This is a genomic window from Brevibacillus sp. SIMBA_040 (assembly GCF_046535075.1).
Lineage (GTDB): Bacteria > Bacillota > Bacilli > Brevibacillales > Brevibacillaceae > Brevibacillus.
This window is the reverse complement of the sequence record NZ_JAWRXI010000001.1, coordinates 159,646-174,592: the sequence shown is the minus strand read 5'-3', so window position 1 is coordinate 174,592 and position 14,947 is coordinate 159,646. Positions and strand designations below refer to the sequence as shown.

Annotated in this window: 14 protein-coding genes; 12 read left to right on the top strand and 2 right to left on the bottom strand. The window is 47.9% G+C overall.

The window, feature by feature from the left end; all coding sequences use genetic code 11:
* Positions 1 to 219: 219 nt before the first annotated feature.
* Positions 220 to 795 carry a dihydrofolate reductase family protein gene (locus SB752_RS00860; protein ID WP_410713862.1) on the top strand — a complete coding sequence of 192 codons (576 nt, stop codon included), beginning with the start codon at positions 220 to 222 and terminating at the stop codon, positions 793 to 795.
* A 455-nt stretch (positions 796 to 1,250) separates the two neighbouring features.
* Here SB752_RS00860 and SB752_RS00855 read toward each other — a convergent pair whose 3' ends face one another.
* On the bottom strand, positions 1,251 to 1,442 hold the full coding sequence (locus tag SB752_RS00855) for a hypothetical protein (RefSeq protein WP_049739503.1): 192 nt from the start codon (positions 1,440 to 1,442) through the stop codon (positions 1,251 to 1,253).
* A gap of 366 nt (positions 1,443 to 1,808) precedes the next feature.
* On the opposite strand from SB752_RS00855, the gene SB752_RS00850 reads away from it, so the two are divergent.
* The 11 genes from SB752_RS00850 (at position 1,809) to SB752_RS00800 (ending at position 12,681) form a co-directional block, all read left to right on the top strand.
* A complete protein-coding gene (locus tag SB752_RS00850; protein ID WP_049739502.1) occupies positions 1,809 to 2,810 on the top strand; it encodes a beta-ketoacyl-ACP synthase III in 1,002 nt (333 codons plus the stop codon).
* Positions 2,800 to 4,029 (top strand): ATP-grasp domain-containing protein, encoded by a 1,230-nt coding sequence (locus SB752_RS00845; RefSeq protein WP_103104494.1) that lies wholly within the window; start codon positions 2,800 to 2,802, stop codon positions 4,027 to 4,029. The genes SB752_RS00850 and SB752_RS00845 overlap by 11 nt, the downstream gene beginning before the upstream one ends.
* The gene (locus tag SB752_RS00840; protein ID WP_410713861.1) at positions 4,026 to 4,658 is read left to right on the top strand and encodes an MBL fold metallo-hydrolase; all 633 of its coding nucleotides are present in this window, start codon (positions 4,026 to 4,028) and stop codon (positions 4,656 to 4,658) included. Before SB752_RS00845 ends, SB752_RS00840 begins: the two co-directional genes overlap by 4 nt.
* Positions 4,655 to 4,975 (top strand): MBL fold metallo-hydrolase, encoded by a 321-nt coding sequence (locus SB752_RS00835; RefSeq protein WP_141260999.1) that lies wholly within the window; start codon positions 4,655 to 4,657, stop codon positions 4,973 to 4,975. Before SB752_RS00840 ends, SB752_RS00835 begins: the two co-directional genes overlap by 4 nt.
* Positions 4,972 to 6,318, top strand: a complete 1,347-nt coding sequence (locus tag SB752_RS00830) for a F390 synthetase-related protein (protein ID WP_410713860.1) — start codon at positions 4,972 to 4,974, stop codon at positions 6,316 to 6,318. The genes SB752_RS00835 and SB752_RS00830 overlap by 4 nt, the downstream gene beginning before the upstream one ends.
* Entirely contained in the window at positions 6,293 to 7,447 is a 1,155-nt protein-coding gene (locus SB752_RS00825) for a hypothetical protein (protein WP_049739497.1), read from the top strand. The genes SB752_RS00830 and SB752_RS00825 overlap by 26 nt, the downstream gene beginning before the upstream one ends.
* A gap of 44 nt (positions 7,448 to 7,491) precedes the next feature.
* The gene (locus tag SB752_RS00820) at positions 7,492 to 8,361 is read left to right on the top strand and encodes an SDR family oxidoreductase (protein WP_049741020.1); all 870 of its coding nucleotides are present in this window, start codon (positions 7,492 to 7,494) and stop codon (positions 8,359 to 8,361) included.
* 930 nt (positions 8,362 to 9,291) lie between these two features.
* Positions 9,292 to 10,437 (top strand): hypothetical protein, encoded by a 1,146-nt coding sequence (locus SB752_RS00815; RefSeq protein WP_410713859.1) that lies wholly within the window; start codon positions 9,292 to 9,294, stop codon positions 10,435 to 10,437.
* A 331-nt stretch (positions 10,438 to 10,768) separates the two neighbouring features.
* A complete protein-coding gene (locus SB752_RS00810) occupies positions 10,769 to 11,137 on the top strand; it encodes a DUF4240 domain-containing protein (protein WP_410713858.1) in 369 nt (122 codons plus the stop codon).
* Between the two features lie 142 nt (positions 11,138 to 11,279).
* Positions 11,280 to 11,462 carry a hypothetical protein gene (locus SB752_RS00805; RefSeq protein ID WP_289137234.1) on the top strand — a complete coding sequence of 61 codons (183 nt, stop codon included), beginning with the start codon at positions 11,280 to 11,282 and terminating at the stop codon, positions 11,460 to 11,462.
* A 175-nt stretch (positions 11,463 to 11,637) separates the two neighbouring features.
* A complete protein-coding gene (locus tag SB752_RS00800; RefSeq protein WP_410713857.1) occupies positions 11,638 to 12,681 on the top strand; it encodes an ankyrin repeat domain-containing protein in 1,044 nt (347 codons plus the stop codon).
* A gap of 373 nt (positions 12,682 to 13,054) precedes the next feature.
* On the opposite strand, the gene SB752_RS00795 is transcribed toward SB752_RS00800, so the two are convergent.
* Positions 13,055 to 14,878 carry an alpha/beta fold hydrolase gene (locus tag SB752_RS00795; RefSeq protein WP_410713856.1) on the bottom strand — a complete coding sequence of 608 codons (1,824 nt, stop codon included), beginning with the start codon at positions 14,876 to 14,878 and terminating at the stop codon, positions 13,055 to 13,057.
* Positions 14,879 to 14,947: the final 69 nt, after the last annotated feature.

The window sequence follows — 14,947 nt, the reverse complement described above, 5'->3', positions numbered from 1 at the left end:
CAGCGACGATCTTGTAGTTCAAATGTCACCTTGGACTGATGTTTCTTTACAATGTTAGGCTCGAAATCACCCTCTCGATCTCGTCTGCAAAAAATTCGGATTTCAAATTGAACCTTACGTAACGTAATGATTTATAATGACCGTAAAAGCAGGAGGAAACGCGGGCTAACGGCCAAAAAAATCGAACAAAATAAATTCGAAATCGGAGGAGAAACGAACATGAGAAAACTCGTTCTATTTCTGCACGCATCGCTTGACGGTTTTGTAGAGGGGCCGAACGGTGAAATGGACATTGGCTGGGTTTCCTACAATGCTGATTTGGAGAAACATGCGAAAGAAATTCTGAGTACTGCCGACACTGTCATTTGGGGACGTGGGACCTATCAGATGATGTACAATTACTGGCCATCTGTGCCTTCGAACCCATCAGCTTCGCAGCATGAACGGAATCATGCTGAGTGGATCGAAAAGACAGCCAAAATCGTTTTTTCCACGACGCTAGAGAAAGTCGAATGGAACAATTCCAGACTGGTGAAAGAAGATGTCGAGGAAGAGATCAAGAACCTTAAACAGCAGCAAGGCAAGGATATAGTCATCCTCGGCAGTCCCAGGTTCGCACACTACCTTATGCAGCTTGATTTAATAGATGAGTATAAAATTACGGTTTCTCCCGTCCTGATCGGCAGCGGGTTGCCGTTATTCCAAGGTCTCAAGGAGAAGATCAATCTTAAACTTATCGAAAACAAGACATTTGATTCTGGAGCCATAGGCCTCGTTTACCAGACGGTTAGATGACCTTGTCTCCTAAGTAGATTACGCTAACGGGTACGATAGCTGAATAAACTAGGCCAGTCTAACACTTTATTTTTGTGTTTTGACTGGCCTTTTTGTATTTTATGAGACTACCTTTTCGCAGAACAGCTGCCATCTGTCCGTTTTGTTGAAGTGGACGAGCCGGAAGGCTAAGACCGGGGCGGGCTGGGATCGACGGAGGTAAAGTGGACGCATTCACCGTTTTTTGTCGACATAGACGTTTGTGCACTCTTCGGAACAATGACGAGTCCAAGCGCTTCCTTCTTGCCGCTTATAAGGGACGGAAAGCTTGTAATATGAATAATCGGCATAGGAATCTAACCATTCCTGCAATTGTCGCAATACACGTACCAGCGGCCTTTTTTGTGGTCAAACAAACGTTGCTTGATTTCGGCATTGATCCAATCCAGTTCATGCAGATTCAGCATTTTGTCCGACTACACTTTATTGGCCGCGAGTATAAGGTATTGGCAGATCCATTGCATAGTTTTAGCATCAATCAGGTCTCCATTTTCATCCATAAGTACAATGGTTTCGCGATCAAGGTCACATGTAATCTGAAACGAAACATTAAGCATCCTCTCCTCTTCTTCAAGGGGAATAGGGGATATAACACGAATGATGGTCATAGTTTCCTCCTAGGAGATTTTCTAGGTTGGTAATACATTCCCCGGAACTATGTAATTCCCTGTCGGCAATAGCTATTACTACCCGGAAACGGAGCACCCTACTTTGAAATGTGTACTTGGTTTCCAACTTGTTTTCAACCAGTTTTCAATTTATCGAAGATGATCGAATGGGATTGGGAGTTTAAGCGGTATCAACCATATATAAGGTAAAATGGTAAAATAGGGTTGTCGACTCCAGAAAAAAGGGGGTCGACTTTTTTTGTCGAATGTCGAAAGGGGGTACCACAAAAATGTAGTACTGTTACGGTCACTTCCGCACCACTAGAATGGGATTATATCGAACAATGGAAAAAGCGGGGGATCGTCATGCAAACGCGACGTGTCAAAATACTCGGCACCGGAAAATATGTGCCCCGTCGAATCGTGACGGATGAAGAAATGGATGCGCGCCTAGGGACACCGCCTGGCTGGGTCCGCAAAACGACGGATGTTGTCGCGCGCCATTTTGCAGGGGATGGGGAGACCGCATCGTATATGGGAGCGCGAGCAGCGGCAGATGCTCTTGCAGCAGCGGGAATACGTACCTCGGACATCGATTGTCTCGTATGTACGAGCGGGACGAAAGAACAGGCACTGCCCAGCACGGCCTCCTTCATCCAGAAAGCGCTCGGGGAAGAGATGTCTGGTGTTCCTTCATTTGATATTGATGCGACATGTCTCAGCTTCCTCACCGGTCTAGATGTGATGTCTTATATGGTAGATGCAGGGCGTTACCGTTATGTGCTGCTTGTGTCGACCGAGATCGCTTCAGTCGGACTGAACTGGAATGAGAAAGAAAGCGCCGGATTGTTTGGAGACGGTGCGGCTGCCGTCGTCATTGGCCCGTCCGAGAGAGAAGACGCTTCTCATATCATAGGCGCTTTGATTCGAACATACAGCAAAGGGGCGAGGCTGTCGGAAATACGCGGCGGCGGCACGCGCATACATCCGCGCGAGCATAATGCGCAGACGGAAACAGATTTTTTATTTCATATGGATGGGCAGGCGATTTTCAAAATGGCTTCGAAGCTTCTTCCTGGATTTGTGGAAGAACTGCTGGCACCGACTGGAACTCGAATGGGCGATTTTAAAGCGGTCATACCGCATCAAGGAAGCGCAATGGCCATGCGGCTCCTGCGGAAAAAGCTCGGAATATCCGAAGAGCAGCTGATATATATTACCCCGAATCATGGCAACACGATTGCCGCATCGATTCCAATGGGACTTCATGAGGCGGTACGCCAAAGAAAGGTGCAGCGCGGGGACAGGGTACTGCTGATCGGTACGGCGGCCGGATTATCGCTCGGAGGGATGATCCTTGATTATTGAAGACGCCATTGCTAAGAGGCGATCAACGATCATGCTCACGGGGGGAAGGGCACCTGTCACTCTCGACCTGGCGCGTTCCTTTCATAACGCCGGTCACCGGGTGCTCGTTGCAGAGAGTGCGCGCTATCACGTTTGCCGCGTTTCGCGGGCGGTAGAGCGAAATTTCCTCGTTCCCGCTCCGAATACAGATACAGAGGCTTTTTTGCAAGACCTGGAATCGATCGTGACGAGCGAGCAGGTCGATGTTCTCATTCCGACTTGCGAGGAAATTTTTTTTGTAGCCAAAGGGCTGGATCGGTTACGCCGGCACTGCAAAGTATGGACGCCTCCCATCGAACAGTTAGGAGAGCTGCATGACAAGTGGAGGTTTGTTTTGTTAGCGAGACGGCACGGGTTGACGGTGCCGCGATCTGAGCTCATTTCCACGCATGAGGAGTGGCTAACGCTTGCAGCGAAGGAACGACTGGGCGAATGCCTCGTATTGAAGCCAGCGTATTCGCGATTTGCATCGCGTGTTCTGTTTCTGTCCCGAGAGGATCACCCGGATAAAAGAAGGCGGTTTTTGGCAAATAACATGAATGCTGTGACACCACAGACGCCGTGGGTAGCGCAACAACGCATTTATGGTCGAGATATTTGTACCTATAGCGTCGCTTTTGAAGGAGAATTGATCGCACATACAGCTTATCCGAGCCGTTACCGGATCGGTCAGGGCGCTTCCGTTTATTTTGAGCCTATCGAACACGAGAGCTCTCGAGAGTGGGTCCGCAAGTTTGTCAAGGCGACGCAATTCACTGGACAAATCGCATTCGATTTTATCGAAGAGGAAGGTGGCGGACTGTTTGCCCTGGAGTGCAATCCGAGGGCAACGAGCGGTGTACATTTGTTTGGTGCGAGTGGCGGCCTAGTGCAAGCGTTTCTGCAACCGAACGCGCTGCAAAAATCAGGCACCGTTCTGACCCCCAAGATGTCAAGCAGGGCCATGTTGGCTGCACCAATGTTTGCGGCAGGTTTTCGAAGCATTCGCAACTTTCGCGAGCTTGGCGCTTGGAGCCGAGCTTTTCGTATAGCCCGTGACGTCGTGTATAACCCGATGGACATGCGACCTGTTGCTGAGCAGCTGCGGGTTCTGGCCGAAGCATGGCGGACAAGCAGAAAGCATGGCATTTCACTTGTTGAAGCAACAACGATCGATATCGAATGGAATGGTGATGCATGACCAACGCATTGGTAACAGGAGCTACCAGGTTTTGGACAACATGCCTTCTTGCGATTAAGTCAAATGGGATGGAACGTAGGCGGCATGCGTACGGATTCCTCCTCGCGCAAATCCGTTTGGACGAATCGGATGCCTTGCTCCTGAAGCTCGGAGCGGATCGACTCGCTTCGTCCCATCATGCTGTGGACGTTGAAGGTACAAGACACGTCGTCGACGGGTGCCGAAAGCAAAATGTGCTGAGGCTCATTCATATTTCAACGCCGAGCATCTATTTCGACTATCGAGACCGGGGAGGTATCAGCGAATCGGAACCGCTTCCAGTAAAGCAGGTTATCGCTTATGCCGCAACCAAGTTGCTGGAGCTGTGGCAACCAGGTATTGGAGAAGAGGAGGTTAGGTATGTGGTGCTATCGCATTTTCATGCCGATCATCCGGCGGGGCTGCGCGACTTTCCTAATGCTCGCATCCTGTATAAGCGGGATGCGCATACAGTGATCAAAGATCTTGGTTTGCTTGCCTCAGTCAAAGCTGGCTGTCTGCCTGGTCTGCTGCCGGACGATTTCGAGGAACGATCCGCATTCATTGATGAGACTCCAATGCGCAGGCTACCTGGGATTTTCCGTTCGTGATGGGTTATGATCTGTTCGGAGACGGTAGCTTGATCGCGGTTGACCTGTCAGGGCATGCTGCGGGGCAGATCGGATTGTTTTTGATGTCGGCTACAGGCGAGTACTTCTTATGCGCGGATGCGGTCTGGTCAAGCCGCGCTTATCGAGAACGGCGCAAGCCGCACGCGGCAGCCGTGCTGATCATGGATGATCGTGGTCAGTATGCTGATACTTTTGAACGGTTGTGCTTTCTGCATCAGCAATATCCTCAGATTCGAATCATACCGAGTCATTGTAAGGAAGAACTCTTACAGGAGATAGGAGAGAAGGAATCATGAACGGACTTATCATACTCCTAAAGCATTACATACAGACCAGGTTCGGGGGAAGATGGGCCGATCGTACGGCGTTCGAGCGCTGGCAGGAACGCCAGGTACTCCGCCAGCTTCGATTCGTCATGACTCATTCTCCCTTTTATCGGGAGCTATGGGGGGATATCCCGCTGGAGCAATGGAGACGGTTCCCGATTATCGACAAAAAAGTTATGATGGATCACTTTGATCACCTGAATACAGCAGGTATCCGAAAAGACGAGGCGATGGCGGTCGCGCTTGAAGCGGAGAATACGCGCAATTTCCAGCCGCGAATCGGAAACATAAGCGTCGGCCTGTCGTCAGGAACGTCCGGTAACCGCGGTCTATTTCTCGTCAGCGATCGCGAGCAAGCAGCCTGGGCTGGCACGATGCTGGCGAAGCTGTTGCCTGGACCACTGTGGAGACCGGAGAAGGTAGCCTTTTTTCTGAGGGCGAACAGCAATCTGTACGAATCCGTGCGCAGCGGCAAGCTGCAGTTCGAATATTTCGATCTACTAGAACCGATCGAGAGGCATGTGGAGCGGCTGGAAGTTTATCAGCCTGGCATATGGGCCGCGCCTCCATCTTTACTCCGTCTGCTGGCCGAGGAAAAACGGGTAGGTCGGTTGAGAGCGTTCCCGCATCGAATCATTTCTGTTGCGGAAGTACTGGAACCGCTCGATGCTCGTATAATTCAAGAGACGTTCGGCTTGCCGCTTCACCAAGTATACCAATGTACGGAAGGCTTTCTCGCTAGCACATGTCGGCACGGAACACTGCATTTGAATGAGGATGTGGTTCATATTGAAAAGGAATACGTTCAAGGGGAGAATGGCAAACGCAAATTCGTACCAATCGTGACCGATTTCTCTCGCTCTACGCAGCCGATTATTCGTTATCGATTGAACGATCTACTAACGGAAGCCGAGTCGGCCTGTCCGTGCGGCTCTGTCTTTACCGCGATCAAGCAGATCGAGGGCCGTTGCGACGATATCTTTTATATGTTGAGCGAAACGGATGGGGGACTTACTCCGGTTTTCCCGGATTATATTACACGCGCCATCCTTGCCGCTTCCCCTGTGATTGAAGAGTACCGGGCCCTTCAGATCGATGTGGAGAAAGTAGTGATTGAGCTTCAAGTCGCCGCCGGTTTCGTTCGGGAAGAGGTCGAGTGGCAAGTATCGACATCGATGGAGTTGCTGATGCGCAGGTTACACTGCCGCATCCCGAATCTCACATTTGCTCCTTATTCGTTTCAACCGGGACTTCGCAAGCTTCGACGCGTAGAAAGGAGATGGCAGATTGAGCAATCACATCTCCCTCTATGATCAAAGTAATCTCGAGCGCATCGATTGGCCGGATACCGAGGACGGCCGGTACGCGAAAGCTTATTTGGAGCCGCTTCTGCGCGAAGGGACCGACCGATTCATGCGCAACGTGAGAACGAGGATGCTCGTTTTGCGGACGGAGGATCTGGTTCTTCCTGTTACTGTAAACGATGATGATTACGACAATTCGTATGTTTGTTCTCCCTATACGCATTATATTCGCTATGCCAAACGGGAATTGGAGTTATTGAACCGCCCGCTAATGGAGAAAAGCTTGTCTGCAATTCTGGACGTCCTTGGCTATTTTATGAAAAGTTCGCAACTCAATCAGGTTGTCCATGTAAACAATTGGCTATTGTCAACGAACCTGTACCCCCGATTATCGGAAGGACAGCTTGCGGCCATTGTGAATACCGTGCGGGAAGCATTTCCCGAGCATGCAATCGTGCTGCGTTCCCTTAGTTCTTCGCTTCATCCGGCAATGATTGCAACCTTGCAAGCGAATGGCTGCAAACTGGTGCCAAGCCGGCAGATATATTTATACCAATCGAATGATCCAGCTTTCGGAAACGCAAAATCGCGCTGGCTATTGAAGCGGGATTACGAGCTGCTGGCGAAGAACGGGTATGAGTTTGTTTCGCCGTCGGACATAACAGACACGGACGTGCCCCGAATAGCAGAATTGTACGCGATGCTCTATTTGGATAAGTACTCCTACGACAACCCACAGTTCGATACAGCGTTTATCCGCTTAGCCAAGCAAACCGGCGTGCTGACCTTGTACGGGCTGCGCAAAGAGGGGCGATTGGATGCTGTTATGGGTTTTTTCAACCGCAATGGGGTCATGACGACTCCGCTTTTCGGCTATGATACGTCGCAGCCTGCTTCGGTTGGGCTGTACCGTATGCTGTCTGCTTGCCTGATCCGGCAAGCCCGTGAGATGGGAGATTTACTCCATGAGAGCGCAGGAGCTGCCCAATTCAAACGAAACCGCGGAGCGATTGCCGATATCGAATATTCCGCGGTATTTGACAGTCATTTGCCGCTTGGAAGAAGATGGTGTTGGACGCTTTTGGAGCAGCTGCTGAACGGTATTGGCGTTCCGATCATGCGCAAGTACAAGCTATAAAAAGCTATAAACAGATAGATTAAAAGGAGGAAAGGGTGCGGATCATGTCGCGAAGAGAGCAACAACTACCATCTCCTTCAGGAGAGAGGATCGCCCTCATTACGGGCACATCAAGCGGTTTCGGCATGCTGTCAGCTGTCGAGCTGGCGCGTAAGCAATACCGCGTCGTTGCGACGATGCGGGATACGGAACGGGCCATCGAGCTGCGCAAACGAGCCGAACAAGCAGGGGTATCGGAGCGACTGGACTATCTCAGCTTGGACGTGACATCTACTCAGGACATCGAGCAGGTCGTTGCGGAGACGCTTCGCATGCATGGCCATATCGACGTGCTTATCAATAATGCCGGGTTCGCTGTTGGCGGGTTCGTCGAGGAGGTACCGATGGAAGATTGGAGGCGGCAGATGGAGACGAACTTTTTCGGACTCGTTGCGATGACCCGAAGCGTCATTCCTGTCATGCGGAAACAACAAAGTGGTCTGATCGTGAATATCGGCAGCATCAGCGGACGAATCGGGTTTCCCGGCTACGCGCCGTACGCCGCCTCCAAGTTTGCTATAGAAGGGTTTAGCGAGAGTCTGCGTCATGAACTGGCTCCGTTTGGCATCCGCGTCGTGCTAGTAGAACCTGGCGCCTATCGGACACCAATCTGGCAAAAAGGGTTAGCAAATATTCCTTGCGACGCAGACTCCCCCTACAAACACAGACTCGAGGCGATTATGCGATATTCGCGCCGTGCGTCTGAACATGCACCCGATCCGCAGCAAGTAGCAGAGCTGATCGGGAGAATCGCAAGCACGCCATCGCCACGTCTGCGCTACCCAATTGGGCAAGGATCGCTTCTCGCGATATGGGGAAAGGCATTGCTTCCCTGGAAGTGGTTCGAGCACCTGATTGAGCGGGGAACGCGTTGATCATTCTTTCAAACACACCAAAGAAAGTTTGCTTCAGCGGACTTTTATTATACTTACTTTTGGATGAAAATAATGTAATAGACTGGGAAGCTTTACATAGTGTCAATTTCAGATGAAGTAAAGGCAGTGACAGTGTCAGACCCGAAAATAAAGTCTTAGACTGCAACTGCCTTTATTCAACTATTGATAAGAGACAGCCCGGTGTATGAAGAGTCATGTCCGCTGAATCGGGTAAAAGGTTGGCTGTTATGCGCCGCGGCGGCTTATTCGTTTTATTAAGTTAACGGGTAGTTTACTGCAACATTCTATAATTTGTAACGACCTAATTTATGGGTTACAAGTTATGAAATACAAAGTGAGTGAGAAGATGTACGAGAAAAGGTTTCATCATTTAAGTGCGACAGCGAGGCACTAAAGTTAACCCACAGAACGTTGGAAGGTGCGAGTTTAGAGCAAGCCTTTCCTATGATTTTGGTTGGCTCTGTTTTGATGGATGGAGATATTAGCCATAGAAGGAGCGGATTAAGTGCTCTCGCTGCAGATTGAACACGAAAGAGCTCCGATCTAAAGAAGAACGGTGAATCAAATGATACACCTGTTGGAAGCCAATTATTACTCTCTTTGAAGAGTACTTTGGAGAAAAGGAATAGTGGTAACTACTTTTTATTATTTGTTTCAAGCAGAAATTAATATTATTGATTAAACTAGCGAAGAAGTGAAAAGTAGTGTAAACAAACACACGGTTCGAAATCAATGACCGGTTACCCAACGGCAATCCGATGTGACAAGAAAGGCGGCAATATTCGACCGCGTCGGATCAACATCTCGATTCAGAAACTTAATTTCCCACAAAAAAACCATGAACTGTTAGAATCGCTTTTTGATTCCATTATTGGATATGAAACAAAGGTAGGAGGAAAAGATTTTTAAATGGGAAACCGGACATTCCTGAGCGTTACAAATGCCGATACAGATTCGGTCGATTATGAGAATGCAGCTTTCGAGACGAATAATTTTCTCGCTCCAGTATGGTTTTGTCTGGTCAGCCAAGAGCAGTTCCAGCGCTATAGCAGGCAGCTTATGCAAGCATGGAGCAAGGTTCAACCCCATATGGACCAACCGGATGTGGAGGATCTACCTGAGTGGGAATGCTTTTCCGAGGCATTTCAATGGCAGATTCCTTGGGCGGATGCTGCAGAGCAGTTGCGCCTGAGCTTACCCCGCACGCTGGCCCATTTCCCAGCGCTTGCCGTTCCCGTGCATGAGTGGCTAGAAACCTTATCGACCCATGTACAGCGGTATTCTGACGCCGTTATTCATCTAGAGCTTTCGCAATATTTTTCGTTCACGGGCGATCCCGCCCTTTATCTGAAAGACATTCAAAAATACGTTACCCTCTGGCAGTCGCCGTATCCCTCGCAGGAGAAGATCTGGCAGGGAGCAGCGAATAACTTCTATATGCTGAATGGGGAGCATTTGCCATGGAGAGAACGTACGATAGCTCAACCGGAGCAAGCTCCGGAAATTCAGCCAGCACAGTCCATTCCTCCAGGATCTGGGAAGCACCAGCCCAAATGGCGGCAGGAGTTCTACATATGGTTGCTTGCGATTCTATCCGCAGCCCTCTTACTTACCGTCTATGTCAAGACCTCCAGTGGTTGGTTGGCGGTACTCGGATTCCTCATCCCCTCTCTGTTTATCGTTTTGTGGAATATGATTATCGGTCCTAAAAAAACCTCCCTTCATCGGCTTGAGGCGGCCACGACCTTGAAGCGGAACAGTACCCCCTCTTATGCTGTGCTCAGGATTGAATATTTCAATGGGCATTCACCTATTGGGGTGGATGGCATGGAAACCGACCCTTCGGAGGATAAAACATTACCGGATCTTATCCCCTGGCTGCAAATCATGCAAGCGAAGGTGCTTTCATCTCATGAGGTCGAGCTCATGATTTCTACTAAAAATCCACCAAACTCTATCTTACAACTTCATTTGAAGCTGGATGAACAGCTGGTAGCTAAAGATACCGTATCAGCGGTTAATGCCATTGTATTGGCTCATAAAATGTCCGTTTAACTGCAATGACTTCTACCTCAACCAGAAAGCCATTCTTACGGTAATTGCAAGGGCGTGATAATGTAAATTATTTTTGAAAGATAAAATATTAAAAAATTACGTGATACGGCATTTTGTGGAGAAAGCTTCACCTAAGTCTACATACATCTCTTTTCTTGTCAGCAGATAATAAGCGATATTAACATGGCATGAGACATTACAATAGCTACTTGTGCCCTACCTTTTTGTACTAATGTTCATCAAGGGTATGCCGGGTTGCTCCGGGATATGCTGTAGTCCTGGCGATGCTTTGAATAATATTTTATACAGGACAGCGAGGTGATTGGGAGCGATGCACAATGGCAATCGAACAGAGTGGTTCTGGGAAACGATTCGCATGGCTAACTCTGATCGTGAGAAATTAAAGGATGTTTTATGGGGTTTTGAGCTGGATGAACTCATTTCGTTCCAGGAGGAGTTTGTAGATTTTTCTATTGAACTGCAAGATCAACCTTATACCGACTATATGGAAGAGTCTGAGGATGGAATAGAAGATATTGCAAACTGGGTTGTTAGTAAAGGAAAAGTTTTCTATGATGAGATCCTTCGGAATCCGCAGAGCCTTCCTCGCAGTGTGAATCTCTTGAACCGTGAGATTTTATACGGAATTGCAGATGAGGTCTGTTACGAAAAATACGGAAAATCAACTGGTGTATACTAAGCGTTAACAATCCATGATCAAGCGAGGCTTTTGAAAATAATAGAAGTGCCGAAGAAAATCCTCTCGCCCGATAAACGCAATCGTTTTGAACGGGGATGGTCAGGGTTTTGACGATATCTTGTAAACGGAAGGAAGTGGGCGCATGGGAACGATCAAAACAGGGTTTTGGAAAATCAATTTTATCCTTACACCGGGTGAGTTCAAAGAACTTCTAAACAGTTGTGTTCAGAAGGGGATTGCCTTCCATCTGCGAACCGATGGATATCCTGAGCATACCGTCGTGCAAGTGATCGATACATACAAGAGAATGCCTATCAGTCCTTAAGCGCCTCTGAGAAGCCTCCTACTCGGATTCCTCATCCCCTCTCTGTTTATCGTTTTGTGGAAACTGGATTTGTTTTATTTTTTGGGGGATAATCGGAGTAATTATTGATCCAGAATGAAATAGAATTGAAATTAAAAAATATTGATCTTGCAGGTGGAGGTATGAAGGAATCAATATGAACAATCTTGATTATTTAGTAGACACGATTATCAATGAGCCTATGCTAAGTGAAAGAACGTATACATATTTAATTTTAGGCACTGAGAATTCGTTTACAAGCGGATATTTTGCTGTTTTAGAAAATGAAGTTTCATATGACGGAGAAATTACTATTGCTCTTTTTGATAAGTATATTAACGAAATTAAGGAATTAATGCTAGGGAAGGGCATTCTTTGTATCAAAGTAGATGCTGGTAAGTTAGTCGAGCATTGCATTGTGAAAGATATGAATCCTGAACTTTTTGATACGGATGTCTTTGAGTTAATCATTTACCAGAGATATGATTTGGAACCAAAGGGAGAGGAAAGAAAAGAAATCTTACAGCAATCGTTAAAAGCAGAAAAAATTAAGAATACATTAGTATTTGCGTGTTATATGAATGACATGGAAAAAATTAAAGAGCTAGTAACCCACGCGAGAAAATCCGATTTAGACAAAGTTCTTGAATATCGTGGCACTTCATTGCAGTTTTGTAGTAAACACAATAATTTAGAGGCATTTAGACTATTAGCCGAGAAGGGAGCAAACGTAGGAAAACGTGCTCTGGCTGAAACCTCTCTTGAAATTGCGTTTAGACACTCAAGTGATATTGCGAATTATATTCGTTCAGTATTTCCGGAGGTTTATCAAAAAGAGGTGAAAAAGAAGGGCTTTGGGATTGCTCTTCATTGTACAGACGAGGCTCTACTAGAAGGCATTTTACAGTTGGGCTGTGATGTGAATCAAGAAAGGAAACCATTCCCTCCGCTACATAACTTTGCAGATTTTAATAACATTATCGGGATAAAATTCTTGTTGGATCACGGAGCTAATCTTGAATGTAGAAATCAGTATAAACAAACAGCCCTGCATAGAGCTATTAGGAGAGAAAATGTTGCCGCTATTGAAATGCTGTTAAAACATGGTGCGAACATTCATGCTACAGATCAAGATGGGAAGACACCAATGGATTTAGCTAACGCATGTGAAAACAAAGCAATTGTTAATATGATGGATTAACATGCTGTAAGTATTATTGCGAATTGATTAATGATCTGGAATTGCGTCTATCTTATCTAAATAAAATTGGTCTAAAGTCTCTTTCGTCTTTCGATGTTAGAGTTTATGTGAATCCGAAAATTGGTTAAGCAAATGGGGAACGATAGTTGAACGAAACAAGGAGCAATTCGCCGCGGCAGCTGCTCCCTGTTTTCATTGAGCTAACTGGCAGTTTAGTTCAACATTAAACAATTAAAGAGACCACCCCGTTTTAAGGCGATCTCCAATTATTACCTTCATAACATAACTATGAGTCATTAATCGTGTCTATATTTAGAAGTGGCTAAACGCTATAAGTGCAAAACAGGACGATGTGCATTTTCAAAGTGGTCATTTACGAAAAAATCGAGCTTTTAAACCAATCTGCCACGAGAAGCGGAGCTTCGATCGGGAATTGATGGCCGTAAGGAAGCGAATCAATGTCGAAGCGGCGGAACGGTGCCGGAAGACGAAACTCGTCGTCCCGCTCGCCCCGCAAAAGTCGAACCTTGTCCGGATTCCAGATTTCTGGCCGCAGCCTGAATGAGCTGGTTTGTGTGAGAAGAGACATCGCCCAAGCGTTGGTATGGCGGATGCGCGACGATTTAAGATCACGGATCATTACCTCGACATATCGTTCCATACCCTCGCCCCCAGTGGAGAAATCACCGCCCTTCCGCAGTTCACTTTCAATAGAATACGGATTGATGCACTTTAAGATCTTGTCGGTTATCGTAGCATACCGATACTTGGTCGATACGGGGTGCAGGACGGGCTGCAGCAGCACCAGCTTCCGAATGCGAGGTTCTATCCGCTCCATGACCATAGCAGCGATCAGCCCGCCGAACGAATGGCCAGCCAACATAACCGGCTCCTCCAGTTCAAGAATGAGCTCTGTGACGGCCTCTACGCAGTCCTCAATTAAGGATGAGCCACGAGGAATTGGCGAACGGCCAAAACCTGGCAAATCCACCAGGATCGAACGGTGGCCGTTCAGTCGTTCGGCAATGGGCATAAGCCGGTCAGCGCTACTGAACGTACCGTGCAGTAATACAAGTGGCGGACCTTCGCACGTCCGTTCTAACGTGATGATTTTGGATCTTCTCTTCTGCATGAACCCTTCCGACGCTGTGAATGCCGGGTGGGATAGCCGAAAGTCAAGATCGGCGATCACGAAAGGGAAGGTGTCTTTTGTCAAAGAAGTGCGTTTTCCGTGCATATCCTCGATGGTCGTTTTCGAACTAACCGAGAAGTCACGATTCACAATAAAATTCATTGATTCGGATGGGATGCCTAAGCGTTCTCCTATGGCCGCGCCGAGTGCAGTTTTGAGCAGCGCTGGCGGGACGCTTCCAATCGGCCTCATCGTGCGCAGCTCGGTGGCGATGGTACTGATTAGCGCGCTCATGGTTGGACTATCGCTCCGGGGATCCAACAAATAATACGTATTGCTGGCGACGTCATCCGTGCGAACGAGATTGGCGACGAACGAAGCGACATGATCCAGATGCACCATAGGCAGCCAGTGTTTGTCTCCGCCGGGCACGAGGGGCATCAGGTTTCTGCGAACGGCGTCCACCAAGATCCCCAGTCCACCGAGCTGTTCCGTCTTGCCAGTAACAGAGTCGCCAATCACTGTACTTGGGTTTACCGTGGATAATGGGATCGCGTGCTTGTGGAGCGCTTTCCGAAGGTAGGCGTCCGCTTGAAACTTCGATCGTTCGTAGGGAGGAGCATGCCGTAGCGCGGCATCTTGGTCTGTTAACCCGTTTTCTTCGTTGTACGGGCTCATATACCCGACGATATGAATAAATTGTTTGAGCCTTCTGTTCCGATGAATTTGCACAGCTAATTCGGCTAGCTCCTTTGATGGTAGAAGAAACGCACGCTCCGCTTCCGCCGCATTCAGTCGAATGTTCATGGGACCACCCGCGTGAATGATCATATCGACATCGGTCAGTAGCTCGTAATCGGCCGAACTCATGCCGAGACGTGGTAGCGATAAGTCCCCAACGATCGGTTTGATCGTTTGTTGTAGACTTGAAGGCAACTGTTCGATTACCGGGTAGAATCGCGATAAGTCACGCGCCAATGCATACACCTCGTGCCCTTCAGCTGTAATCTCTGCCAATATGGCTTTGCCGATGAAGCCTGTGGCCCCTGTTAGAAAAATTTTCATAAGAATTCCTCCTTGGTTTTTAATTTAGTACTAATCGGTACTAATTAATCCAAAAAAACGCCTAAGCGA

Excerpts from the sequence above, each read along its gene's own strand:
- SB752_RS00820 (WP_049741020.1), top strand. The coding sequence starts at position 7,492 with ATGTCGCGAAGAGAGCAACAACTACCATCTCCTTCAGGAGAGAGGATC.
- SB752_RS00855 (WP_049739503.1), bottom strand. The coding sequence starts at position 1,442 with ATGACCATCATTCGTGTTATATCCCCTATTCCCCTTGAAGAAGAGGAG.
- SB752_RS00850 (WP_049739502.1), top strand. The coding sequence starts at position 1,809 with ATGCAAACGCGACGTGTCAAAATACTCGGCACCGGAAAATATGTGCCC.
- SB752_RS00805 (WP_289137234.1), top strand. The coding sequence starts at position 11,280 with ATGGGAACGATCAAAACAGGGTTTTGGAAAATCAATTTTATCCTTACA.
- SB752_RS00830 (WP_410713860.1), top strand. The coding sequence starts at position 4,972 with ATGAACGGACTTATCATACTCCTAAAGCATTACATACAGACCAGGTTC.
- SB752_RS00815 (WP_410713859.1), top strand. The coding sequence starts at position 9,292 with ATGGGAAACCGGACATTCCTGAGCGTTACAAATGCCGATACAGATTCG.
- SB752_RS00860 (WP_410713862.1), top strand. The coding sequence starts at position 220 with ATGAGAAAACTCGTTCTATTTCTGCACGCATCGCTTGACGGTTTTGTA.
- SB752_RS00810 (WP_410713858.1), top strand. The coding sequence starts at position 10,769 with ATGCACAATGGCAATCGAACAGAGTGGTTCTGGGAAACGATTCGCATG.
- SB752_RS00800 (WP_410713857.1), top strand. The coding sequence starts at position 11,638 with ATGAACAATCTTGATTATTTAGTAGACACGATTATCAATGAGCCTATG.
- SB752_RS00795 (WP_410713856.1), bottom strand. The coding sequence starts at position 14,878 with ATGAAAATTTTTCTAACAGGGGCCACAGGCTTCATCGGCAAAGCCATA.
- SB752_RS00840 (WP_410713861.1), top strand. The coding sequence starts at position 4,026 with ATGACCAACGCATTGGTAACAGGAGCTACCAGGTTTTGGACAACATGC.